The 26,495-nt window shown below is 41.1% G+C and carries 19 protein-coding genes; 7 read left to right on the plus strand and 12 right to left on the minus strand.

The window, feature by feature from the left end; genetic code table 11:
• Positions 1–59 precede the first annotated feature (59 nt).
• Positions 60–1,829: a T9SS type A sorting domain-containing protein gene (locus LBYS_RS08020; protein ID WP_013408367.1), complete on the plus strand. Its 1,770-nt coding sequence runs from the start codon at positions 60–62 to the stop codon at positions 1,827–1,829.
• Between the two features lie 940 nt (positions 1,830–2,769).
• Here LBYS_RS08020 and atpG read toward each other — a convergent pair.
• The 3 genes from atpG to LBYS_RS08040 form a co-directional block, all read right to left on the minus strand.
• Positions 2,770–3,648, minus strand: coding sequence for an ATP synthase F1 subunit gamma (atpG, locus tag LBYS_RS08030; protein ID WP_013408368.1), 879 nt, complete (start codon positions 3,646–3,648; stop codon positions 2,770–2,772).
• A gap of 7 nt (positions 3,649–3,655) precedes the next feature.
• Positions 3,656–5,239, minus strand: coding sequence for a F0F1 ATP synthase subunit alpha (gene atpA, locus LBYS_RS08035; protein ID WP_041824405.1), 1,584 nt, complete (start codon positions 5,237–5,239; stop codon positions 3,656–3,658).
• 176 nt (positions 5,240–5,415) lie between these two features.
• Complete coding sequence (locus tag LBYS_RS08040) at positions 5,416–6,123, minus strand: DUF4412 domain-containing protein (RefSeq protein WP_013408370.1); 708 nt, start codon at positions 6,121–6,123, stop codon at positions 5,416–5,418.
• A 47-nt stretch (positions 6,124–6,170) separates the two neighbouring features.
• On the opposite strand from LBYS_RS08040, the gene LBYS_RS08045 reads away from it, so the two are divergent.
• On the plus strand, positions 6,171–6,881 hold the full coding sequence (locus LBYS_RS08045; RefSeq protein WP_013408371.1) for a 3-keto-disaccharide hydrolase: 711 nt from the start codon (positions 6,171–6,173) through the stop codon (positions 6,879–6,881).
• Here the strand turns inward: LBYS_RS08045 and LBYS_RS08050 are convergent.
• The 9 genes from LBYS_RS08050 to LBYS_RS08090 form a co-directional block, all read right to left on the minus strand.
• Positions 6,878–8,224 carry an MFS transporter gene (locus LBYS_RS08050; protein ID WP_013408372.1) on the minus strand — a complete coding sequence of 449 codons (1,347 nt, stop codon included), beginning with the start codon at positions 8,222–8,224 and terminating at the stop codon, positions 6,878–6,880. The genes LBYS_RS08045 and LBYS_RS08050 overlap by 4 nt on opposite strands.
• A gap of 10 nt (positions 8,225–8,234) precedes the next feature.
• Positions 8,235–8,840 (minus strand): beta/alpha barrel domain-containing protein, encoded by a 606-nt coding sequence (locus LBYS_RS08055; RefSeq protein ID WP_013408373.1) that lies wholly within the window; start codon positions 8,838–8,840, stop codon positions 8,235–8,237.
• A gap of 5 nt (positions 8,841–8,845) precedes the next feature.
• Entirely contained in the window at positions 8,846–9,850 is a 1,005-nt protein-coding gene (locus LBYS_RS08060) for a sugar kinase (RefSeq protein ID WP_013408374.1), read from the minus strand.
• Positions 9,850–11,247, minus strand: coding sequence for a glucuronate isomerase (gene uxaC, locus LBYS_RS08065; RefSeq protein WP_013408375.1), 1,398 nt, complete (start codon positions 11,245–11,247; stop codon positions 9,850–9,852). The genes LBYS_RS08060 and uxaC overlap by 1 nt, the downstream gene beginning before the upstream one ends.
• Before the next feature lie 11 nt (positions 11,248–11,258).
• Positions 11,259–12,902, minus strand: coding sequence for a UxaA family hydrolase (locus tag LBYS_RS08070; protein WP_013408376.1), 1,644 nt, complete (start codon positions 12,900–12,902; stop codon positions 11,259–11,261).
• Complete coding sequence (locus LBYS_RS08075; RefSeq protein WP_013408377.1) at positions 12,899–14,332, minus strand: tagaturonate reductase; 1,434 nt, start codon at positions 14,330–14,332, stop codon at positions 12,899–12,901. The genes LBYS_RS08070 and LBYS_RS08075 overlap by 4 nt, the downstream gene beginning before the upstream one ends.
• Positions 14,333–14,335: 3 nt before the next feature.
• A complete protein-coding gene (locus LBYS_RS08080; RefSeq protein ID WP_013408378.1) occupies positions 14,336–14,749 on the minus strand; it encodes a nuclear transport factor 2 family protein in 414 nt (137 codons plus the stop codon).
• A complete protein-coding gene (locus tag LBYS_RS08085) occupies positions 14,746–16,638 on the minus strand; it encodes a glycoside hydrolase family 88/105 protein (RefSeq protein WP_013408379.1) in 1,893 nt (630 codons plus the stop codon). Before LBYS_RS08085 ends, LBYS_RS08080 begins: the two co-directional genes overlap by 4 nt.
• Before the next feature lie 247 nt (positions 16,639–16,885).
• On the minus strand, positions 16,886–17,716 hold the full coding sequence (locus tag LBYS_RS08090; RefSeq protein ID WP_013408380.1) for an alpha/beta hydrolase: 831 nt from the start codon (positions 17,714–17,716) through the stop codon (positions 16,886–16,888).
• Between the two features lie 264 nt (positions 17,717–17,980).
• Between LBYS_RS08090 and pelA the strand changes: the two genes are divergently transcribed.
• Genes pelA through LBYS_RS08120 form a run of 5 tightly spaced genes read left to right on the plus strand, consistent with a single transcriptional unit; the run spans position 17,981 to position 26,475 of the window.
• Positions 17,981–19,012: a pectate lyase gene (gene pelA, locus LBYS_RS08100; RefSeq protein WP_013408381.1), complete on the plus strand. Its 1,032-nt coding sequence runs from the start codon at positions 17,981–17,983 to the stop codon at positions 19,010–19,012.
• On the plus strand, positions 19,003–19,941 hold the full coding sequence (locus LBYS_RS08105) for a pectinesterase family protein (protein WP_222836546.1): 939 nt from the start codon (positions 19,003–19,005) through the stop codon (positions 19,939–19,941). The genes pelA and LBYS_RS08105 overlap by 10 nt, the downstream gene beginning before the upstream one ends.
• A 17-nt stretch (positions 19,942–19,958) precedes the next feature.
• Positions 19,959–23,138: a SusC/RagA family TonB-linked outer membrane protein gene (locus LBYS_RS08110; RefSeq protein WP_041823523.1), complete on the plus strand. Its 3,180-nt coding sequence runs from the start codon at positions 19,959–19,961 to the stop codon at positions 23,136–23,138.
• 4 nt (positions 23,139–23,142) lie between these two features.
• The gene (locus tag LBYS_RS08115) at positions 23,143–24,933 is read left to right on the plus strand and encodes a RagB/SusD family nutrient uptake outer membrane protein (RefSeq protein ID WP_013408384.1); all 1,791 of its coding nucleotides are present in this window, start codon (positions 23,143–23,145) and stop codon (positions 24,931–24,933) included.
• 6 nt (positions 24,934–24,939) lie between these two features.
• On the plus strand, positions 24,940–26,475 hold the full coding sequence (locus LBYS_RS08120; protein ID WP_013408385.1) for a fibronectin type III domain-containing protein: 1,536 nt from the start codon (positions 24,940–24,942) through the stop codon (positions 26,473–26,475).
• The last annotated feature ends 20 nt before the right edge of the window (positions 26,476–26,495 follow it).

Raw genomic sequence — 26,495 nt, forward strand, 5'->3', positions numbered from 1 at the left:
TACAGGAAGGAGGCTAGCCATTTTTTATATATTTGTGCAAAACATAATATCATTCAATCATGAGAAAATTATTACTATCTCTCTTCTTGATATTGAGCGGCTATTTCGCTTCTGCACAATTGAACGCTCCTCAGTTGGAGTTTAGTGACATCACTAAAACAGGTTTCAAAGCTACAGTTGTCCCAGATGACACTACCGGCGTTAGAGGCATTGAAGTGATTGTCATAGGTAATGGGGTTAATGACACCACACTACATGCATTATCCGGAGGTAGCACTTTTATCACGGCGGTTTTTAGTAACCTATTACCAGGAGCATCCTATGATGTTCATGCAAGAGTCCTGGATTGTGTAACCCCTCCATGCACTACTGAAAGTGCCTACACTAGCAAAGTGGTTACAACTTTAGTAGCTGCAGCTCCTAGAGCAGCACTAGAAACCACTAGCAACTGTCCTCAATATGTAGGACTAACTTGGACGATTCCTAATACAGGAGGTCCTGTTACTAACATCATCGTGATGAAGTCTCACGGGGGACCATGGTATCATTTGAGTGATCTACCTCCATATACTACTGAGTACTATGACTTTGATGCCCAACCAGGAATTTATACTGCATACAAATTATATACTGTAAATGCTTTAGGCGAACTTACAGAATCTAATACAGTAAGTGTAACGGTAAGACCATACGTAGCTCCTGCTGCACCTATGAATCTTCGTGCAGTGAGCAAAACCAATAACAGTATCACTGTTATGTGGGACAATCCTGAGGAAGACTGGGTATGTAGATCAGATATCAGAGCTTCTTACTATATCTCCCTAAAAAGAGCTTGGGAATCAGAATATAAAGTTTACGGAGTAACTTATCCGAATGCTAATACATTTACGATCGAAGGTCTAGAGGAAAATGAATGGGTGGATATAGCCGTATGGTCATTCAGCGATCAACATATTCAAGGAGGCTGGGCCTTCTTGAGAGACAAAACGCATGGCCCTGCCGTTAAACCAACTAACGTTATTGGAGTAGCTTACAAAGATAACTTTGACAACTGGGCCCTAGGCATAAGTTGGAATCATGCAGGTGATGATGCAGATTACTACTATATCGATTATAGCTTAGATGGAGAAAACTGGACAAACTTAGCTTTTGTAAAAACAGGTGTTAACGTTATCCAACACGTAAACTTGAACGAAGGACTTCTTTACACTTATAGAGTTAAAGCTGGAAACTATATCTACGGAGAGTCTGACTACGCTTATATGGATGGATATGTAAGTGTTACTCCTGATAAAGCTCCAACCGCACCTTATGGACTAAAAGCAAGTTGGTCAGGATCAGATGTAGTTCTTACTTGGGTTGACGACACAAATAAAGAAGAGAAATACATCATTGAGCGTTCTACAAAAGAAGATGCTGACTTTGCTAAAGTTGGTGAAGTAGCAAGAAACAAAGAAACGTATACAGATGCCCTTGGAGCAAATCCGGCAGATACTTACTATTACAGAGTTAAAGCTGAAAACGCGGTAGGTTCATCTGATTACTCTAAAGTAGTGAAGGTTACAAAGACTACTGGTGGTGGCGGTGCTACAATGGTAGTTTATCCTAACCCTACTGCAGATAAGATCAATGTAAACGTTCCTTCAGAGCTTAAAACTGCTCCGGTAGAAGTGAATGTTTATAATCAAATCAATCAATTGATCTATTCAAAAACCTTCAAGGCAGACGCTCAAATTGAAGTGAACCTTAAGAAATTCACTCCGGGTGCTTATAACGTAGTTGTATCTTCCGGTAACTTTAAAGAAACTAAGAAGATTGTTAAAAACTGATAGTAATAATACACCAAAAAGAGGCAGCTTTCTTTAGCTGCCTTTTTTTTTGCCAGAGTAACTCATAGTTTATCCTAAAGACATCACTCAACGAATGAATTAGTTAATGTCTAGGCATATCGCCATAAAAATAGGGACTTACTATATAAAAGGGAGATTAGGAAATACATAGCACTTAAAAGCAACCCCTTCTGACCTGAAATTAAAATCCCTCCTCCATAGAATTAATCTTCTTATCCGTGCTTAAGCTCAATCTTATAAATTTGAATCCTACCGAAATTAAAAAATGCAATACAACATTTGCACTTAACTATCCCCTTAATGATCTAAAGCATGGATGAATAAATCAAAAGAATACAATTACTAGTTAAAAGGGATATTTAATACCTGTATTATCCATCCTATTTTGCAATCAGCCCTTCTGAATGATTAAAAGAATCTTATGGAAGATTCAAGATCTATGGAAGAAAAAGATAAGAAATGGGCCAAAGATGTGGTCTTTAAAAGAAGTTGCTCGTTTTTTGCTATAAAAAGGCGAATAGTAGAGCATCCTTCCTAAATACAATGTAATAGCGTACGAAACAAAACAGTAAGCCTAGAGGCATTCTAACTAACAGCGAAACATTATGGTCTAATATTGCGAAAGCCACAGAGAAACCAAACTTTTGTAGCTCAACATTTAAAACACAATGTACCGACTTAAACATCCAACTTCCACTCATTCAAAAAACAAGAACACATTTTATTTTATTAGCTAATAGTCTGCTGTAAAGAGATAAAAAGACGTTCTAAAGCCAATGCTCTAGTATAAGGAATATAAGCGAATAGAAGCCTTCGTATGGGTCCGAAAACGGGCCTTGCAAAATCCTAAACCCAATAGAAATTGAGGAACAAAAAAAGCCTCTCCAAAAGGAGAGGCTTTCGTATAGTCATCAAAACTTTACTGCTTTAAGGCTTCTGCACCACCAACGATCTCAAGGATCTCAGTAGTAATCGCAGCCTGACGAGAGCGGTTATATTCAATCTTCAAGGACTTCAACAATTCGCCACCGTTATCAGTAGCTTTATCCATAGCAGTCATCCTAGCACCGTGTTCAGCGGCGTTAGAATCTAAAACAGCTTTGAACAATTGAAGTTTGATAGCCTTAGGAATAAGATCCAAAAGGATTTCTTCTTCTGAAGGTTCAAATATATAATCTACGTTAGAGGTAGCTGCTTCTTTTTCTTCATTGATCAAAGGAAGCATACGCTCAGCCCTTACGATCTGAGTGGCTACGTTCTTGAACTCGTTGTAGATCAATACCACTTCATCATATACTCCGTTTGCGAAATCTTCCATGATTCCTTCGGCCGCATTCTTTGCTGTTTCAAAAGAAAGACGGTTGAAGATATCGGAATATTCAGCATTTAAACGAGCATTTCTTCTCTGAAACGCTTCATACCCTTTCTTACCCAAAGGGAAAAGAGTCACGTTTCCTTTTTCAGCCTGAGCAGCATAATTCTCGGAAATATATGCTGCCGTAGCTTTGATAATATTGGAGTTAAAGGCTCCACATAAACCTCTGTCTGAAGTAACCAGGACAATCAGCACATTGTTCACCTCTCTCACTTGAGTGTAAGGGCTGTTAGCTCCTACCTCAGTGTTCTCAGAAACTTGAGCGATAAGTTCGTTCAATTTTTGAGAATAAGGTCTTAATTGTGTGATCTTATCCTGTGCTCTCCTCAGTTTCGCAGCAGAAACCATTTTCATGGCTTTTGTGATCTGCATGGTAGAGTTTACGGAAGCGATCCTATTTCTTACTTCTTTTAATGAAGCCATTGTTTACTTAGTTGTTTGCGTACTTCTGAGCTAGTTCCTTACCGAATTTAACGATGTAGTCAGTGTCTTCTTTATCTAATTTTCCTTTTGAAAGATTAGCGATAACCTCAGGACGAGTAGAATTCAATAGAGACAAGAACTCACCTTCAAATTCCTTAACTCTGTGTACAGGAACTTCGTCCAATACACCGTTAATAGAACCATAGATAATAGCTACCTGATCACCTACAGCTACAGGTTGGTACTGACCTTGTTTCAAGATTTCCTGGTTTCTCTTACCTCTTTCAATCACCAATTTAGTTGCAGCATCCAAATCAGAACCAAATTTCGCGAAAGCTTCCAATTCACGGAACTGAGCCTGGTCAAGTTTCAAAGTACCGGCCACTTTCTTCATGGATTTGATCTGAGCGTTACCACCTACACGAGATACAGAGATACCTACGTTAATAGCCGGACGGATACCTGCGTTAAACAAGTTAGATTCCAAGAAAATCTGACCATCTGTAATGGAGATCACGTTAGTAGGAATATACGCAGAAACGTCACCTGCCTGAGTCTCGATAATTGGAAGAGCTGTCAATGAACCACCACCTTTTACTTTATCTTTCAAAGAAGGAGGAAGGTCATTCATTTCTTTAGCGATTGCATCAGATTCGTTGATCTTAGCCGCACGCTCCAACAATCTTGAGTGAAGGTAGAATACGTCTCCAGGATATGCTTCACGTCCTGGTGGACGACGAAGAAGTAGGGAAACTTCACGATAAGCCACCGCTTGTTTCGATAAGTCATCATATACTACAAGAGCAGGTCTACCTGTATCACGGAAATACTCTCCAATAGCTGCCCCTGTAAACGGAGCGAAATATTGCATAGGAGAAGGATCAGAAGCATTCGCAGCTACGATAGTAGTATAAGCCATAGCTCCGTACTTCCTCAAAGTCTGCTCTACAGCTTTAACAGTAGAAGCTTTTTGACCACAAGCTACGTAGATACAGTATACTGGTTCTCCTTTGTCGTAGAATTCTTTTTGGTTGATGATGGTGTCTATACAAACCGCAGTTTTACCGGTTTGACGGTCACCAATCACAAGCTCTCTTTGTCCTCTACCGATTGGAATCATGGCATCTACCGCCTTGATACCTGTTTGTAAAGGTTCAGTTACTGGTTGACGATAGATTACACCAGGAGCTTTTCTCTCCAATGGCATGTCAAACGTTTCACCTGAAATAGGACCATTACCATCGATAGGCTCAGCAAGTGTGTTCACTACTCTACCGATAATTCCGTCTCCTACTTTCACGGTGGCAATAGCACCGGTACGCTTTGCCGTAGCACCTTCTTTGATTTCAGAAGAATCACCCAGCAATACCACCCCTACGTTATCTTCCTCCAAGTTAAGCGCCAGTCCTTTCAGACCGTTTTCAAAAGAGATCAATTCTCCTTGTTGTACTTTTGAAAGGCCATAGATACGAGCTACTCCGTCCCCTATCTGAAGTACGGTACCTACCTCTTCTAATTCTGCTTCGGTTCTTGCCCCGGCCAGCTGCTCACGCAGGATGGCAGAAACCTCATCTGGTCTTATCGATGCAATTGACATATAGTATTTTTTTGTAAAACGATTTGACTGCTAAACCCTACGCTTTTGATTCATAGGGATTTTCGGACGCGAAATAAGCAATAAAATTTGACATTTCCCATAAAACGACAAAAAAATACAGCCTAAGCTTGTATTTTTCTTAGGCTGTAGATTAATCCATGTTCCTCCATTTAGAACATGGATTTGTATTCGCTTGCTCGAAATGTATAATTGATATTGGTCTTACTATCTTTAAGTAACATCTCTGAAATATCACCCTTATCTCCTTTCACTGTATAGCCTAAAACTGCTCTTCCTTCTTTTGCCATCTTCACCAGTTCCGGATGCGCATTATAGGCAAAATAATTAGGTTGCTTCCCTCCTATACCGCCAGAAAAAGATTTCGCCATACTGGTAGCTAATTTTGCAATTGCTTCCACCCTGTTCTTTGAAATCCACATGGTGATATCTGATTTCTCTCCCTCTTTGACGATTTTATATCCTTCACAAGGTTCATTCATTATGGTACGTGTCTCTCCGGATTTCGTGATCTTAAATTTCTCATTTTCCTTTTCAATGCTTTGTACCATTTTGTCATCTTTGAAATTCACACCCATCATGATTTTACTACTCATGAATGTAAAAACCCTCAGATTATTTAAATCCATAATCATGAAATCTATCCCTGCGCCTTTATCGCCCAGATTCATCTTTGCCCCCACAATGCCTTCCTTATTTCCAAAATAATATTCCTGCTCCAAAGTGGTGGTCTTCCCTTTCTTATCCTTACTGATCAGTTCATAAATCATGGCCGAATGAAAAGTATAGGAAGCGTCAGGTTTCTGACCTTTAGAAATCAATGGCAGTACACTTAAAAGGATAAAAAGTACTTTTTTCATTTTTTAATTGAGTTTTATTTTAATAAAATTACAAAATTTTAATTACTATGTATAGACTTAGTGTCATTCTATTGCTTTTGGTAAACGCATGTACTCCACAAAAAGACAACTTACTGACAGAAGAGGAGTTAGCTGAAGGTTGGGAACTTTTATTTGACGGCTCCAGCCTCAAAGGCTGGCATCTTTATAATGATACAACAAATAAACCTTCAGCTTGGACCGTCCAAAACGGAATCTTACGCTACATGGCAGATTCTTTGAAAGTAGAACATGAAGATCTGGTAACTAACAAAGAATACGAGAATTTTGATTTCCGTTTTGATTACCGGCTATCTCCAGAAGGAAATTCAGGTGTATTTATTAATGTGGTAGAAACCAAAGAAAATCCTACTGCATGGGCTACCGGCCCCGAGTATCAATTATTAGATACCCTACATCCGGATTATAAAAACAATGTTAAAAAGAGAGCCGGCTGCCTATATAACTTTTCACCCCAACTAACAGAGGTTACACCTAAAGGCAATGAGCACTGGAACCATGGACGTATAGTTCAAAAAGATGGTCATGTTCAGTTCTTCCTTAACGATATACTTACCGCGGAAGAAGATTTTAAATCAGAAGAGTGGAAAAAGCAAATTGCGGAAAGCAGTTTTAGCTACTTCCCGCAATTTGGCAAGGCTACTAAAGGTAAAATAGCCCTTCAAAAATGGTATAAATCTGTGGAGTTTAAGAATATCAAAATCCGAGTATTGGATTAAATCTCCACTAGTTTCATTTTAGGAACCAAAGTTTTCATTACTATCCAAGCCACTAAATATGCAACAGCACATATGGTAAACATGATAGTATAACCGGTTTCAATATGTCCTAAAGCCTTATAGTGATCAAACAACGCACCGCCAAGTTTGGTCACTACTACCCCTCCTAATCCTCCGGCCATACCACCGATACCTACAACAGAACCTACAGCCTTCTTAGGGAACATATCAGATACCGTAGTAAAGATATTCGCTGACCATGCCTGGTGGGCAGAAGCTCCTATACCTATTAGTATTACAGGTACCCAGAAAGATATATGACCAAAGGGTTGTGCCAATAATACTACTAAAGGAATCACAGCTATGGTCAACATAGCACGCATACGTCCATCATATGGAGCATATCCCTTATTTATAAAATACGTAGGGAAATATCCCCCTCCTATACTACCTATCATAGTCATACTATATAGAACTGCCAAAGGTAACATGATACTTTCTCCCACCATTTGGTACTGATCCTTTAAAAAAGCAGGCAACCAGAAAAGGAAAAACCACCATACTCCATCTGTCATAAACTTACCGAAAGCAAAGGACCAGGTCTGACGGAAGGTCAATAACTTCATCCAACTCACCTTTTCTCCTTCCACTGGCACCGGTTCCTCACTATCCGACTGGATATAGGCTAACTCTTCAGCTGACAAACGCTTCTGATTCTCCGGCTTCTCATACAGAAACAACCAAAATACTAACCAGACAAAGCCTACCAAACCAATGATGATAAAAGCAGCTTCCCAACCCCAATGCGAGGCGATCCAAGGCACAGTTAGTGGAGCCAAAATAGCACCTACGTTAGCACCGGAATTAAATATACCTGTAGAAAAGGCCCTTTCTTTCTTTGGAAAATACTCAGCTGTAGCCTTGATAGCCGCCGGGAAGTTCCCTGCTTCTCCAACAGCCAGAACGGCTCTGGAGACCATAAACCCTACTACCGACAAGGAAAAGGCGCTAAGTCCGGTCCATCCCAAGATGGCCAAAGTCTTCTCTCCCACCGGAATGGAGTACGCATGTAATACTGCTCCCAAAGACCATATAATAATGGCCCAAGCATATCCCCATTTGGTACCTAATTTATCTACAAATCTTCCCGCAAATAGCATGGAAATGGCGTAGGTAAATTGGAAGACCGCCGCAATATTGGCATAATCCGTGTTTGACCACCCAAATAGCTCCTCTAACTGAGGTTTAAGTAAACTTAAAACTTGTCTATCCAGATAATTCACCGTGGTGGCGAAGAACAAGAGCGCACAGATGGTCCAACGGTAATTTGTAATTTTCTTCATGAGGTTAAGGTTAAATATGTGTAAAACATTCTTCCAGTATGGAAGCTATTTGATCAGGTTGATTTTTGAACAATTGAGAACCGAGCCCTACCGCATTTACTCCGGCAGAAAACCATTCTTTTAAACTAGCAGCCGTGGGTTCTACTCCTCCGGTCACCATAATTTTAACATCAGGCATAGGCCCTCTCAATGCCTTAACATAGGATGGCCCCACCACATTCCCCGGAAAGATCTTCACACAAGATGCTCCCATTTGTAATGCAGAGTGTATTTCAGTGGGAGTCAAGGTCCCGGGAATCCAGGGAATTCCAGCTTCTATACAAACCTTACCTACAGATGCAGTAGTAAATGGCTGAACTACAAAACGGGCCCCGGCTTCAATAAATTTTTCAGCTGTTTGCGGATCTCCTATAGTTCCTATGCCCAAAAGTAGGTCAGAATAGGTGTTCTTTGCCACTAATTCAGAAAAAACCTCAAGCGCCTGCTCTCCTCTATTCGTAAATTCAAATACCCTCACTCCGCCTCTATAGCAGGCATCTACTACAGCCTTAGCCGTATCAAAATCAGAGTGGTAATAAACGGGCACCAATGGGCGCTCAAATAAGGTTGACATCATATCTATTATAATCGGTTAAGGATCTGTTCTATACTTTGAGATGTAGCATCTCCGTATTCCTGTAGTTTACCAAATGCCGCTGACGCTGCAAAATTTATGGTCTCTTGTGGAGTTGACTGATTAACCAATCCGTAAAGTAAGCCGGCCATAAAACAATCCCCACTTCCTACTTTGTCTACCACATGATCTACTCTAAACTCAGGCGAATCTACAAAATCATTACCTGAAAGCAAAGTTGCATAGTATTCAATGCCCTCTGGAAGGGTATCAAACCGGAAGGTATAAGCTACTTTTTGAACATTTGGATACCTATTCATAAGTTCATTGGCGCTTTCCTTGCCGGCTTGCAAATACTCTTCTTTGCCTACTTTATTCTGTGCTACTTCACCATCAATAGGAATATCCAATAAGGTATTTGCTGCCCAAATGTTGCCCATCACCAGATAACAATATGGTATAATTTGAGGGACAATTTCCACCGGATCTTTACCATATTTCCAGAGCTTTGCCCTATAGTTCAGATCAAATGTAACCTTTATTCCTCTGCTATGTGCTTCTTTAGCTGCAGCAATACATAGGTCTGCCACACCCTGATTTAAAGCAGGACTAATGGCACTCAGGTGAAAATACTCAACTCTATCAAAAAGTTGATCCCAGTCCATATCGTCAGCCCTTAAGGCTGAAAATGAAGAGTGGGCTCTGTCATAAATTACTCCTGCATTCTTAAGATCCGCCCCTTGAGGCAGCATATAAACACCTATTCTTTCTCCTCCCCAATGGATCTTGTCCGTTCCAATATTTTTGGACTGCAAATACTGTACTATATCTTGAGACAAACCATTTTCAGGCAATGCCGAGAAATAAGAAACCGGAACATCCCAAGCCGCTAAAGCCTGGGCTGCATTTAATTCAGCCCCTCCAACAAATACGGGAAAGCTAGATTCTTCTATCCATACTCCGCCTAAACGGGGAGAAAATCTCAATAAGATTTCACCAAACGTTAATACCATCAGAATTTGAAGAATTGTGCTGCGTTATTGTAACATATGTTTTGAATCACTTGCCCCGTCCAGCTGATATCATTAGGTAATTCTCCATTTTCTATGTCTTCCCCAAACATATTACATAGTATCCTTCTGAAATATTCGTGTCTAGGAAATGACAAGAAGCTTCTGGAGTCTGTCAACATACCTATAAAGCGCGACAATAGGCCCATATTAGACAAAGCATTCATCTGACGAATCATACCGTCTTTCTGGTCCAAAAACCACCATCCCGAACCAAATTGAATTTTACCGGCAATGGATCCGTCATTGAAGTTTCCAATCATGGTCGCAATAACCTCATTATCTGCAGGATTAAGGTTGTAAATGACTGTTTTCGCCAATTGGTCAAACTCATCTAACTTACCTAAAAATTTAGACAAAGCCACCGCTTGAGGGAAATCACCTATACTGTCCCAGCCTGTATCAGGACCTAGCGTTCTCAATGCCCTTCTATTATTATTTCTCAACGCGCCCAAGTGAAATTGTTGCGTCCACCCTAAACCACTATACATCACTCCTAGCGCATGTAGAATAGCCGACTTATACACTTTGCTGTCCTCAAGACTTGGGTTCCCCCCCGCTAATACGGCCTTGAATACCTTATCTGCAGCTTCAGGGGTAAAATCTTCTGCATAGATTTGTTCCAGGCCATGATCTGCTAACTTACACCCTAAGGCATTGAAAGCCTGCGCTCTGCTGTTCAACGCTTTTACTAAGTCATCGTAGCTTGCAATGGTAAATCCTACAATCTCTTCCAACTTCCTTACATAACTCACAAACGAAGGAGCATCAATAAGTATGAATTTATCCGGACGGAAGGTTGGCAGCATTTTCAATTCCGTATTTTCTGCTGCAAAGGTTTGGTGATGTTCCAAAGTATCCAATGGATCATCTGTAGTACATACTACCTTAACATTCATCTGCGTTAGCAGATTTCTACAGGAATGTGAGGTCTCTTGAAGCATCTCCGAGGATCTATTGTAGATTTCTTCGGCAGTATTTCCATTCAAAATATCCTTTATACCAAAATACCTTTGAAGTTCCAAATGAGTCCAGTGATACAAAGGGTTTCTCAGGGTATAGGGCACGGTTTCAGCCCATTTCTGAAATTTCTCTCTATCTGACCTCTCTCCGGTACAATAGGATTCATCCACCCCATTGGCGCGCATGGCCCTCCATTTATAATGATCTCCATATAACCAGGCATGCGCAATATTCTTGAATTGAAGATCCTGAGCAATCTGATCAGGAGGCAAGTGATTATGGTAATCTATGATAGGCATATCTCGCGCATATTCGTGATACAGCCTTTCTGCAGTCTTGCTTTGCAGTAAAAAATTCTCGTCTAAAAATGCTTTCATCTTTTATCTTGTTAGAGAGAAACTCCTCTTTTCCACGGAATAAAGTCTTCTTGATTATGCTTTACGGAGAGTGCCTCGCGCCTTCCACTTGCCACTTCTATCACATATTCTAATATTCTTTCACCCGCTTGTTCTATAGTTTCCTTTCCTTCTATAATGGTACCTGTATTTATATCTATAATGTCTGGCATCTTTTCGTAAAGAGGCGTATTTGTAGACAATTTGATCACCGGTGCAATGGGATTCCCTGTAGGCGTACCCAACCCCGTAGTAAAGAGCACAATATTGGCTCCTGAACCCACTTCTGCTGTAGTGGATTCCACATCGTTTCCAGGCGTACAAAGAAGGTTTAAGCCTGGTTTGCTTACCTTTTCCGGATAATCCAGCACATCTGTAACCGGTGAAGTGCCTCCCTTCTTAGCCGCTCCGGCTGATTTTATTGCATCTGTGATAAGACCGTCCTTGATATTACCAGGTGAAGGATTCATGTAAAAACCGGACCCCACTTCTTCAGCACGCTGGTTATAGGTACGCATCAAGTGATTAAACTTTCCGGCTAATTCTTCTGTTACGCAACGATTACTTAACTCCTGCTCTACTCCACATAATTCAGGGAATTCAGCAAGAATAACTGTTCCACCTAAGGCCACTAAAAGGTCTGAAGTGTATCCTATAGCAGGATTTGCGGAAATACCGGAAAATCCATCAGAACCTCCACATTCTAACCCTATCACTAACTTAGACAGGGGAGCAGGCTGACGCTGTACCTTATTAGCCTCTACTAATCCCGCGAAGGTTTGTTTTATAGCTTCAGAGATCAATCTTTCTTCTGTACCTAAAGCCTGCTGTTCAAAGAAGTATACTGGCTTATTCGCTCCACCTCTTTTATTGATTTCCTCCTGAAGCATGCTGTATTGGGCGTTTTGGCACCCTAAACTTAGAATGGTAGCACCTGCTACATTTGGATGTGTTATATATCCTGCCAATAGTCCACAGAGGGCCTGTGCGTCCTGCCGCGTTCCTCCGCAGCCCATATCATGCGTCAAGAATCTCACTCCGTCTACATTCGGAAAAAGCCTCTCTTGAGCAGGAACAGTATTTGACACCTGAATATCTGCATTGAGGATCTCCTCTATGCTTTTCCCCGACTTATAAAGGTCTACTAATTGTTCTGTTTGTCTATGGTACTTATCGTGTGAGGCATATCCTAGTTGGTCCACTAGGGCATTCTTCATCACATCCAGATTTCTGTTTTCGCAAAAGACCAGAGGAAGAACTATCCAGTAATTTGCAGTACCCACAGAACCGTCAGCACGGTGATATCCCAGAAATTGCCTGTTTTTGAATCTACTCACATCCGGCTGAGTCCAATCGGTTTTTCTCTGTCCGATAGTGAAATCTGCAGAAGCATGTTGGACATTAAAAATACTTATCCACTCTCCTTGTTTAATGGGCTGCTTAGCTTTACCTACAAGAACTCCGTACATGATAATTTCATCTCCTACTTGGAAATCATATTCGGCGTACTTGTGTTTCGCATTGACGTCTGTGACCAGGGTTATGTTTTTGTCGCCATAAGCAACTGTAGTACCTGCTTTTAAATCCTGAAGCGCGACGATAACATTGTCTGAAGGGTGAACTTTTAGAACTTTCATTTTGAGTTAATTTCTGTCCAAACGGCTTTTGCTCCTTCCGTTTGAAGCAAATTCAAGTAATGTGATACCTTTTTAGTTAATCCTGGGACTTGGTTTAAATCCTTACCCCAAAAATCAGTTCTTCCTAAGACAGTTTTGGTCCATTCCTCTACGTCTGCCGTATTCATATCCTTAAAAGCTGCAGCCTGTTGATCCTGAATCCAGTAGGATTGGCCATTAAATTCACCAAACCATTTGCCGTCTTCCTGACGAACAGGTCGCATAAAATGCAAATAAGCCGCCAAACCTGCTGATATTCTGTCCGGTGCGAACTGATCCAACAAAGCTACGATTCGCATTTCAATTTTTTGGGTATAATTCAAAGTAATATTGATCCAAAAATGTTCTATAGAAGGATTTCTAAAACGATCTATTACCTGAGCTCCAAAAGCTTCTGCTTCACCTTCTTTCAATGCATAGGGAATAGCAGGACCAATCTCTTTCTGCATCAAGTCCGTTAAGAACTTTGAAAAACCAGGATCCTGCATAGCATCTTTCACAGTAGGAAATCCGGCAAAGAAGGCCAAACCGCAAGTCAAGGTATGTGTTCCATTAAGTAACCTCAGCTTAAGCTCTTTATATTTGGTTATATCTTCTTCCACAAATGCTCCATTCCCCGTAAAACTTAGCTTTTCCTTCACCTTCTCATCGCCTGAAATGGCCCAAAGTGCATAGGGTTCCGCCATGATAGCCAGGGAGTCTTCATAAGCTAATTCCTTTTTGATCTGTTCAGCCACTTCCCCTTTAGGAGTTCCGGGAACTATACGGTCCACCAGGGAATTACAGAAAGTCACTTCCTGTTCCAGCCATTGATAAAAATCCTCCCCTAATGAATTGAATTTAGCCAAATCTTCCACAATCTTCCTCAGCTTTGTTCCATTGTCAGAGATCAATTCAGTAGGTATAACTACGATACCTCCATCTTTTCCTAAGGCTTGGAATCGCTTATGAAGTACTCCTAAAAGTTTACCCGGGAAGGAATTTGGAGCATCTGTTCCCAGAGTTTCTTCTTCATAGATAATCCCCACTTCCGTGGTATTAGAGATGATTACCTCTAAATCTTTACTGGTAGCCACTTTCAGTACTTCGTCCCACTCTTCTTTCGCCGAAAGAATTCTGGAAATAGCAGTATTTACCTCATTCTTTTCTACCCAATTTCCATTTTCATAACCCCGAATGCATACGGTATAGAGATAGTCTTGATCTTTAAATTGATCTGTGCCACCTTGAGAGGTGCTCTTCACCATCACAATTTTCCCAAGAAATCTACCTTCCTTATTCGCTTGATCAATGATATAATCGGGAAGTGCCCGAAGCAGAACACCTGTTCCAAATTGCAATACTTTTTCCGGTAAAACCGGCACGTTGTAGGTTTCCTTTGATAATCTCATTTCTTATTGGGGTAGTTTAACAGCTTGTCTGGCAACTAGAATCCATGCACCTTTTTCCTTTGTCCAAACAGTTAAAATATGAAGTTTAATAGATCCCGGAACACCACCATCAAAGGTGTCTGCATCTAAGATATGACGAACCACTGCGGTGTTTCCCACTACATTGATCTTTTGTTCCTTCAGGTCTATTCTTCTAAAATCTGATTTTTTTGTGACCAAAGTTTCTACAAACTCTGCTCTGGATTCCACTTTTGAACTGGAATGTCCATAGCTCAGGTCAGGATGTGTGATCTTCTCTAACTGGGCCTTATTAGGATTGAGCATGAGCTGACGTAGCTCTTCCACTCTATTTTCTACTTCCTTAACGGGATCTCCTGCCATAAAAAGGGCACTTAACATGATGATTAATGTTTTCATTTCAATATCCAATGGGTTAGATCTCTTAAAGCTTGCATGTTTTCAAATTCCGGACCTATGATACGTCCGTCAACGTATTCGTTATATAACCATGGGTCTCCTATAACAAAAACCCTTCCTTTGCCATAATTTGCCGTAGCTATAACCACATCATCTCCCTTTTTTACCAGGGCTTTTGCTCCCTTTTCAACCTTCAATGTAACGATCTCCTTTGCATAGATCTTCCTTGTATTTCGGAACACATCATTACCTGTAGGAATGTTCACCGCCGCCAATTCATAGTCTTTCCCACCGGGGATGAAATTGATATTCTTCCCTGTAAATGATATCCCAAAGGCCTTAGCTAATTCATTAAACTTAGGAATCTCACAATTCGTGGTATCATTCGCCATAAGTACGAGAGTCCCTCCATTTTTCACCCAGTCGCTTATCACTTTTACGTGTGTAGCATTAATATAATTAGGTGAAGCTGTTTCCTTTGGAGTATCCGGATCTACAATTATATATGCTTGAGCATTTTTTAAGTTTTGGGCGGTTGGGGCCTCTTTTAATGCAGTTGTTTTAGCACCAAGGTGCGTAAATACTTGCCCCCAGATCCAAAATCCGGAGTGCATTCTGTCTTCCCAGGTGTAGTGAAACTGCTCCGTATCCCCGTTTATATCTTTCCTGAATTCCCTGTTGAAGTAATAATCAAGAGCCACAGTTTTGGGCTTAAGTGGGGCTCTTTCTTTCAGGGCTTCTATCTCAATGCTGGCAAAGATGAATGGCCCTACACCTTTTAAATCATTCACTCTTTGAGGCTCACTTAAATAATACTCATAACTACCATCTCTGTAAGGATTTCCGCCTAATCCTCCTACACTCACCGTATGGTGATACGAAAGGGATCCATCCGCTTCCTCTTTTACAAATTCTTTAAGTATGCCATTGTATCCTTTTAGCGCTACTTGTGCATATTTTGGATCAATATACCCTAATCTTGCACCTTTAGCTAAAGCATATACAAACATGGCTGAAACAGAAGCTTCCTTATAATTTCCCTCTCTTTTAGGCATATCCAGAATTTGGTACCAAAGTCCTGATTGCGGGTCTTGATGTTTTTGGATGGCTGGTGCTAATCTTTTCAGATAGGAAACTAATTTAACTCTACCTTCATGTCCCTGGGGAAGATAATCCAGAACCTCTACCAATGCCATGGCATACCAGCCCAGAGCTCTTCCCCAAAAATGTTTAGAAAGTCCAGTTTGTGGGTCTGCCCATTTTTCCTGTCTCTTTTCATCATATGCGTGGTAAATCAGTCCTGACTTCTTATCCACCGCATATTTCTCAATGAGATCAAACTGCTGAATGACATGGTCTATTTGTTCCGGTTTTTTGAATAGAGTTGCATATTCTACAGCAAAGGGTTCTGCCATAAAAAGGCCATCAAGCCACATTTGATAGGGGTAACGCTGCTTGTGCCAATACCCTCCCTCTGAGGTTGTGGGTTGATTTTCTAATTGCTTCCAAAGCAAATCGGCCGCCTTTTTATATTTTTCTTTTTGTGGAAGGGACTGAACATATAAGGTCAATAGCATTCGCCCTGTAGAAATATTATCCAGGTTGAAATCATCGTATTTATAAGATTTGATGCTGCCATCCTCCTGAACATAGAGATCCAGCTCCTTCTTTATAAAATTGAAATAGCGGGCATCACCCGTCTGCACCCAAACCTTTTCAAGTGCCTTCAACACCAAACCTTGCTCGTAATCCCATCTTGCAGGCTTATTGGGTGCCACTTTTATACTATCCGGATTCCATTTCATAAAGGAATCTGCCATGCGTACAGAATAATTTTTCTGAGCATGAGCTCCCCAACAAATCAACATCAACAACAAGGCTTTTTTCATGCCATTCCAAAAGTTATATTGTACAAAATCAAGATTGAATACACATTATACCAATGTTACAAACGGCATAATGCAGCTAAGTATAGAAAGAAATAATGGCACCAGCACAGCCTGCCTGAGAAAAAAATTATGGCAACGTTCCCGAAAATGGGTATTCTAGTAAATTACTAAGTTTATCCCCTCAGGTAATAGAAATAATCATCATTAAGTCACCTTTGTAAGAACTTTAAAACAGTATAGCATTATTTCAAGGCAATACTTTTTTTAAAAAGGAATGAGTATAGCTCACTGCATCCGAAAGCCAAGGTCTTTTTAGGCAAAAATCATGAGGGGCATCTTCAAATTTATGTGCTTCAGAATAGATATTCCATTGTGCTAATCGCGCTTGAAACTCCCTTCTACCCGCCTGCATTCTGTTTACACTGCTATTCAGAAATAAATGAGGGGGAGTCTTTTCTGAAACGTGGTTTAATGCCGAGGCTTCCTCCCAATGCTTCGTACTAAAATCTTTGGGATACCCAAACCATCTAGTGGCAGCAGAAGGCTTTTTACTATCATCTCCTTCCCCACTCTCCGGATGTATGAATGCTAGAATACCATCCATATTGATGACCGCATGAATCCTCGTCTTATCCTTTCCATACAAATCAGAATCCCAGGTGGTTCCTAGTAATGAAGCCAGTTGACCCCCTGCTGAGAAACCCAATAAGGCCAGTTTATTCTTATCTCCTCCTACCATTGCTGCATTCTTATGCATAAAAGCAATGGCGGCTTTTAGATCCTTGACAGCTGCGGGATATAGTCCTTCTCCCGAGAGTGTATATTGGACTGACAGACATACATAGCCCAATTTTGAGAGGGTATCTGCCCAAGCTCGCATCTGCGCGGGTTCTCCGCTTGACCACCCTCCTCCATGAATAAGCATTATCATTGGAGCTTTTGATATTCCGGATGCACGGTGTACCTCAATCTTTCTACCTGGAGCATAAGACATCAACAAATCCGGCTCTCTACCTTTGACAAGATCTTGCGCAAAAAGACTGTGACAGATCACAATCAGAATCCATACCCTAAACATAAATTATTAGATTTTCACTCAAAAATAAGGTATTATTTCTATTTTATTGTACTTTTCAAAGAGCACTTTCCTGTGTTGTCTCCCTAAATTTACTCTCCAAAACAGGCCCGATTTCCCATAATTTGCCGGATTCAATGCCCTAACCTTCTTGTGAAAGGAAATCGGCAACGTTACCGATAACGTTCCCGTAAAAAAAACAATTAAATCTTTGCTTATTTCAAGTACCCCAAGCATTCTTGTCATAAGGATAGTCCTACAAAACTGATGATAAAGTTGCCAATACTATATGCTTTAATTGTACTTTTCTGGGCTTGCCAAAAACAAGTACCCAGCTCTCAGATCACAGATCCGGTGGCAGAAAGGATGTTAGTATATCAAAGAGACAATGGTGGCTGGCCTCAACCGAACGGAGACCCGATTGATTACGAAAAAGAACTCAGCCCAGCCGAGAAGGAGAAGATTGAAAGCGAAAAGCACTTTGAAGATACCACAATAGATGATGATGCCACCACAAGAGAGATCAGGTATCTAGTAGAAGCTTACTCCAACACGAAAAATCATCATTACCTCCATGCAGCCAAGAAAGGCATTCTTTATTTAATCAATGCCCAAAATAGTGCTGGAGGCTGGGGACAGTTCTTCCCTGACACAAGTTCATATCGTAAACATATTACTTTCAATGATAACTCCATGATTCATGTATTGGAAGTATTAAAAAAGGTATCAGAAGGCAAGGAATCCTACGAAGTTCTACAAAAGGAATTTTCCTATCCTGCACGTCTAGCTGTAGAAAAAGGAATTCAGTGCATACTAAAATGTCAATACAAACAAGGCAATACCTTGACGGTTTGGTGTGCTCAGCACGATAGAAATACCCTGCAGCCTGCATCCGCCAGAACCTTTGAACTGGCATCCCTAAGTGGTTCTGAAAGTGTGCAAATTCTTAAATTCCTCATGGAATTAGAAACACCTAGTGAAGATATAAAGAAGTCTATCCAATCAGGAGTAGCATGGTTTGAAAAAGTAAAGATATTAGACCGAGAAGTAGAAACCTTATATGATGAAAATGGTAAGGCTATTGATAGGCGACTTAAGTTTTCTCCCGGAAAGATTCTGTGGGGCAGATTCTACGATTTACAAACGAACCAGCCTTTTGTGGTGGGTAGAGACGGGATTAAAAAGGAGAAACTGGAGGAAATTGAACTAGAACGTAGGTTAGGTTATTCCTACTTTGGAACCTATGCAGAGAAACTACTTAAAACAGATTACCCGGCATGGAGACAAAAATGGCTATAAAACTACTTCTTTTGGTCCTTTTGGCCATCCCCACCTTAGGTCAGGATGCTGATTTTGTAGTAGCAAAAGATGGATCCGGAGATTTCCTTACGGTACAGGAAGCTATCAATGCCGTTCCTGATTTCAGGAAGAAGAGAACTATAATCTTGATAAAGCCGGGAGTTTATAAGGAAAAAATAGTGCTTGCAGAATCTAAGTCTCAGGTCACTCTGCTAGGCGCGGATCCTACAGTCACTATTTTAACATATGACGACTATGCTACCAAGCCGAACCGTTTTGGAGAAGAGATGGGCACCACAGGATCATCCTCCTTTTATGCCTTTGGGGAAGGGTTCGCAGCAAAAAACATTACATTTCAAAATACCGCGGGACCTGTAGGCCAAGCTGTGGCCATATGGGTTAAAGGAGATAAGTCGTATTTTGAAAATTGCCGATTCCTTGGATTTCAAGACACCTTGTATACCTATGGCAAGGAAAGTAGACAATACTACAAAAACTGCTACATAGAAGGAACGGTAGATTTCATCTTTGGCTCTTCTATAGCCTTATTTGAGAACTGTGAGATCTTTTGCAAAGGAAAAGGATACATAACTGCAGCTTCTACCCCACAGTGGAGACCCTACGGATATGTGTTTAAAAACTGTATAATCAAAGGGGAAGAAAAAGAAAGCCATTATCTAGGCAGACCTTGGCGCCCCTATGCCAGAGTGGTTTTTCTGGATTCCGAACTATCTGAGGTTATAAAGCCGGAAGGCTGGGACAACTGGAGAAATCCTGAAAACGAGAAGACAGCATTTTTTGCTGAACTTGGAAACAGAGGCTCTGGAGCTAAAACAGATAAAAGGGTGGCTTGGGCCCAGAAAAAATTGGAAAAAGGAGACTTTGAATGGAACAAAATATTTGGGGATTGGACCCTAGAAAATCAATAATTTAACCTTAAATGTGTATGCGTAAATTTACCAAAAACGTACTACTGCTATTGGCCATCCTATTGTCCTTTGGTAGTATTGCTCAAACTCGAATTACGGGTACAGTCAGCAGTTCTGATGGCGAAACCTTACCCGGCGTCACGGTAAGGGTGAAGAACGGAACTGCAGCTACCGTCACAAATGTCGAGGGCCAGTATGAAATTTCAGCTCCCAGAGATGCAACTCTAATTTTCAGCTTCCTGGGAATGAAAACCCAAGAAATAGCTTTAAATGGAAGAAATATCCTCCACGTAATCCTTGAAAATGATGAAAACACACTGGAGGAAGTCGTAGTTTCCATAGGATATGGATCTGTAAGAAAGAAAGACCTGACTGGAGCGGTTTCCTCCATAGGAAGTGATAAACTCAGTGCCATTCCTGTGGCCTCTCCTATGGAAGCCATTGCCGGTAGACTAGCGGGTGTGCAAATCTCAACCACAGAAGGTTCTCCAGACGCTGAAATGAGAATTAGAGTTCGGGGTGGAGGGTCCATCACGGGCGACAATACTCCTTTGTTTATAGTGGATGGCTTCCCTGTATCTTCCATCTCTGACATCGCTCCTACAGATATTGAATCCATAGACGTGCTTAAAGATGCCTCTTCCACCGCCATCTATGGTGCCAGAGGAGCGAATGGTGTAATTATTATCACCACCAAAAGCGGTAAAGCTGGGAAAATGAGTGTAAGCTTTAATAGCTATGGAGGATTCAAAAACCTGGCGAATAAACTGAATGTGCTCACTCCCTATGACTATGCCCTTTGGCAGTACGAAAGAGCCTTGCTAGCTAATAGTCTAACTGATTATACCAATTACTTTGGAAACTTTCAGGACATTGACCTGTACAAAGAGGTTACACCCAATGATTGGCAAGATATTACCTTTGGAAGGACAGGATACATGTTTAATAATAATGTAAACGTGAACGGCGGTAGCGAAAAGACGAAGTATACTTTGTCCTACACTAATATTCAGGATAAAGCCATTATGCAGTTATCTGCATTCCAAAGGGATAACCTGACCTTCCGTCTGAACAATAAACCTTATAAAAATGTGGCACTAGACCTCTCTGTGAGGTATTCTGACACAAGGATAGAAGGCGGTGGTACGAATGAGCAAAATGCTTACTCCTCTGCGGATTCGCGTTTGAAATTTGCCATGATCTATCCTCCTTTCCCGGTAGCCGGTTTAACCTCATCTGATGATACAGATGAAGGATTCAACCTCTTTAGCCCTATCCGATCTCTTCAGGACAATGACAGGTATCAAAGAAGAAAGAACTACACCTTTAACGGTAGTGTATCTTGGAACATCCTTTCTGATTTGATGTTGAAGGTAGAAGGAGGTCTAGATGACTATAGAGCCATGGATAATAGATTCTATGGTACCAGTACCTATTATGTGAACAATGTACCTTCAGCAGAAAATCAAGGCTTACCGGCCATATCTTTCGAAAAGCAAGGTAGACAATCCCTAAGAAACACCAATACCCTCAATTATGATTTTAACAAGATCATGGCGCAGGGACATAAGTTAAACTTGCTTGTTGGTGAAGAGTTTATCCATACCACCAGAGATATCTTTACCTCTATAGTTCATGGATTTCCCAAAACCTTCAACTTTGATGATGCCACCAAATTATCATCTCAAGGTTCAGCTAACTCCGTAGAAAATTACCTCTATCCGGATGAGAAACTACTGTCCTTCTTTGGTAGAGCGAATTATGATTACAAAGGCAGATATCTTCTTTCTGCTACATTTAGAGCAGATGGCTCTTCCAAGTTTTCGGAAGGAAATAGATGGGGCTACTTCCCTTCTGTAGCAGCCGCTTGGAGAATTTCTGACGAAGACTTTATGAATTCCACTTGGATCAATGATCTGAAATTAAGAGCTAGTTACGGTACAGCCGGTAATAACAATATTCCTGCCGGACAAATGGCTCAAACCTTTAACGTGAGTACTACCACATGGGTAAACGGCTTCAATAGCTTCTGGGCTGCTTCAAAAACCATGGCCAATCCTGACCTTAAGTGGGAAACAACGATCACCCGAAACGTAGGGATTGATTTTGCCACGTGGAAAGACCGACTTACAGGTACCATCGATGCTTACGTCAACTCTACTAAAGATCTCCTTATCCTTTTCCCTACTCCAGGAACAGGATATGACAATCAGTACAGAAACATGGGTGAAACCCGTAACCGTGGTATTGAATTTACGCTAAATGCCTTGGCAGTAAAATCGAAGAAGTTCGAATTAAATGTAGGAGCTAATATCAGCTTCAACCGTAATAAGATTATCTCCTTAGGACAAATGGAGAACTTCTACGGAGAATCCGGTTGGGCCTCTACAGAAATCGGTGCAGATTATTGGATTGCAACAGGTGGTTCCGTGGGTGAAATGTACGGTTATATCAGTGATGGACGCTACGAGCTATCTGACTTTTCCGGATACAATGCCTCCACAGGAAGATGGATCTTAAAGGATGGAGTTCCTGATGCCTCCTCTGTGATAGGTACAATTCGTCCGGGAAGTATGAAGTTGAAAAACCTAACGGAAGGAGATAATGTGGTTAACGTGTCAGATCGTACAGTGATTGGAAATGCTAATCCCAAACACACCGGAGGCTTCAATTTGAGTGCCAGATATGGTGATTTCGACCTGGCCGCTATCTTTAACTGGAGCTATGGCAATGACATATATAATGCCAATAAAGTAGAGTATACCTCAACTTCTAAGTACCATTCTAGAAACATGATAGACCTGATGGCCAGTGGCAACAGATGGACAAACCTCACACCGGATGGAAGAATCAGCAATGATCCTGCGGAGCTTGAAGCCATGAACAAAAATACTACCCTTTGGTCACCTTACATGAGTAGATATGTATTTAGCGACTGGGCCGTAGAAGATGGTTCATTCTTAAGATTAAACACGGCTACGGTAGGCTATACGTTACCACAAGCCCTTACATCAAAGGCTAAGATTCAGAAATTACGTTTCTACGCTACCGGCTATAATCTTTGGTTACTTACCAAGTATTCCGGATTTGACCCAGAGGTTTCTACGCGCAGAAGAACCCAACTCACCCCGGGAGTGGATTATTCCGCTTATCCTAAGAGTAAAATGTTTGTATTTGGTTTAAACTTGAATTTCTAAGGACATGAAAAGAATAATAAGCATACTTGCCCTTACTACTATATTAAGTTCATGTAAGGACGTTCTTGAGGCGCCTACAAAATCTTCCTTAGATGAATCTGTCATCTTCTCTACCCCTAGTTTAGCGGAAGGTGCTATTGCAGGTGTTATCCAATCCTTCGCGGAAACCAACTCATACCGAGGAAGATATTTGGTTTTCTATGGGATTAATACTGATACCGAGGTATATAACTCTGTAAAGAATACTACATCTGAGCAGGCAAGGCTTTCTAATTACAACACGAATGTCAATAACTCTCAAATGAACACAGACAATAATGCCTGGGCGAAGTTCTATGAGGGAATTGAAAGGGCTAACCTAGCCATACGAGGCTTGAGAACCTACGGAAACGTGCAACAAAATAGAGAACTGGCTCAACTACTAGGTGAAATGCTCACCTTGAGAGCAGTGGTGTACAGTGACCTACTTAAAGGTTGGGGTGATGTTCCAGCAAGGTTTGAACCTTTAACTTCTGAAACGGTTTATTTAGAAAGATCAGACAGAGATGTCATATATAAACAATTGCTTGCTGATCTTGAAGAAGCCGCTGAGCTTTTAGCATGGCCAAACGAAACTCCGGCAACTCAATCTGTGGAAAGAGTGAATAAAGCCTTTGCTAAAGGACTGAGGGCTCGTCTAGCCCTAGCAGCGGGAGGGTACGGACAAAGGCCAGATGGCACCGTTAGAAGAAGTACAGATCCTGAATTGGCACCGGACAAAATGTACGCCATAGCTAAAAAGGAATGCTTAGACGTAATCAACAGCGGTACAGCCAGACTTTTAGGATTTGAAGAAGTTTGGAAAACCTTTGCTGCAGAAACAAATAGAGCGGGACTGGAGTCCTTATGGGAAATTCCATTCAGTGAAGGTAGAGGAAGAGTAATCTTTGACCTGGGTGTTAAACATGATGTAGTTAGTGATTACACCGGCCAAAACCGTGGAGGAACTAACGGCCCAAATCCCATCATGTATTACGAATATGAAAGAGAGGACGTTAGAAGAGACGTAACCTGTGTTCCATATAAATGGGTAGCAAACGCCTCCTCACCTAAAGGAGTAAAACAAGACCCTGTAGGATTAGGTACTTGGTATTTTGGAAAGTACAGATACGAATGGCTTAACCGTAGAGTCACTTCCACAAACGATGATGGCCTTAACTGGATGTATATGCGCTATGCTGACATCTTGTTGATGGCAGCTGAAGCTATCAATGAACTGGATGGTCCTGGAGCTGCGGCTCCGTATCTAAAAATGATTCGCGACAGAGCTTATCCTAACCATCCTCAAAAGGTTACGGAATACATGTCAAAGGTAACTGCCAGCAAGCAAGCTTTCTTTGAAGCCATAGTACATGAGAGAGCATTGGAATTTACAGGAGAGATGCTTAGAAAGGCCGATCTCATTCGTTGGAACTTACTGAGCAGCAAACTGGCTGAAGCGAAGACAAAATTGCAGCAATTAGAAAACAGAGAAGGAAAATATGCACAGCTTCCTAGCAAAATCTATTATACCCTAGCCCCTGATAATGAAAAGGTCATTATCTATGGCTTAAACTTTGGTGATACAGATGCTGCTGGCGCTGCTTTAGGATATGAATCCAATAAGACTTGGACCTTAAGTGCATCTAGTGATGCTGTAAAATATTGGGATGCCCTGTATTTAAGGAATCCAGACCAACAGCAATTCTGGCCAATCTGGCAAGTCTTCTTAGATACAAGCAATGGTAAACTATCCAATGACGGATATAACTTTTAATGGGACATGAAAAGAACATTTAATTATATACTTAGCGCGGCAATCCTCTTAGGGAGTGTAGCCTGCGAGGATAATCTACCGGAAGAGATAAGCACCCTAAACGTAAGTAGGGTCTTCTCTCCTACCGGTTTGGAGGCGAGGATTGTTAACCAAACTTCCATAAGGGTTAGTTGGGCCGCGGTCAAAAATGCCAAATCCTATAGTATTCAAGTATTTGAAGGACAAAATACTAGTGGAACTCCAGTATGGTCAAAGGACGGCATAGCCTGGGAAGAAATGCCTTACACCATTCCTGCACTCAATGGAGAAACCCTATATACCGTTCAAGTAAGGGCTAATGGGGACGGAATAGCAGATTCAAAATGGTCCGGCGTAAGTATCACTACAAATGCGGAACAGCTTTTCTTACCTGTGGATCCGGAAGAAATAAAAGCTACTCAAGTAACTTTAAAATGGACTGCTGGGTCTGAAGCTGACCGCATACTCCTTATGCCGGGTGAGAAAACGCACACCCTCACTCCATCTGAAAAAGCGGAAGGAAAAGCTACAATAACTGGGCTAGCAGGTGAAACTACCTATACCGCTAGATTAATGAGGGGTACGGCTACCAGAGGCACCATCACTTTCACTACACCAATAGACCTTGGTGATGCAATAGTTATTAATCCGGGGGATGATATCACTACCATCTTCCAAAATGCCAAAGAGGGAGATGTGTTTGGTCTTCTTCCTGGTACTTATACCTCAGGAGATATTACTATCAGTAAATCTATCTCCATTAAAGGTGCCAGACCGAACGATAAACCAGTTCTTAAAGGAACCATCTTTAGAGTTAGCGAAGGTGCTGGTCTAGACTTAAAAGACCTACATTTAGATGGAACGGGTTCTCTGGATGGAAATCAAACCATCATCTACGCAGCAGGAAACTTTAAGCCCCTGAGCATTGACGGTTGTATCATCAGAAACTACACCAAAGGTACTCTTTATGTAAACAATGCCACATTAATTGAATCTGTGAGTATTTCAAATACTATATATTCAGAAATTGAATGTAATGGCGGGGATTTTATTGATTTCAGGAACGGTCTGACTCCTAAGTTTGATTTCTTTAATAATACTGCCTATAATTCAGCCCTGGCCAGAGATTTCTTCCGCATGGATGCAGGCGGGTCTACGAATTTCCCTGATGTGCAAAGCATCATTAGCATTAGAAATAATACTTTCAACAATGTTTCAAATGGAAATAACAGAAGAATGTTATATATCCGTTTGGCCAATCATGAGATTAGCTTTGAAAAAAATATGGTAACTAATACTCAGGGGTATCATACGAATCAAGCCTCTACGAACATTGTGAAGTTTGATAAGAACAATTATTTCAATGCTCCAAACTTTAAGGGAAGTACTCAGTCGGGAGCTAAGAATGACCCATCCGGTACCACTCTGGATCCAGGTTATACGAATGCTGCAGGAGGTAATTTTAAAGTAAGCAATGAAGAGTTACGCTTCCAAGGTATTGGAGACCCGCGGTGGTTACAATAACGAGTTAATTTATGGCTATA

This window comes from Leadbetterella byssophila DSM 17132 (assembly GCF_000166395.1).
GTDB classification, from domain to species: domain Bacteria; phylum Bacteroidota; class Bacteroidia; order Cytophagales; family Spirosomataceae; genus Leadbetterella; species Leadbetterella byssophila.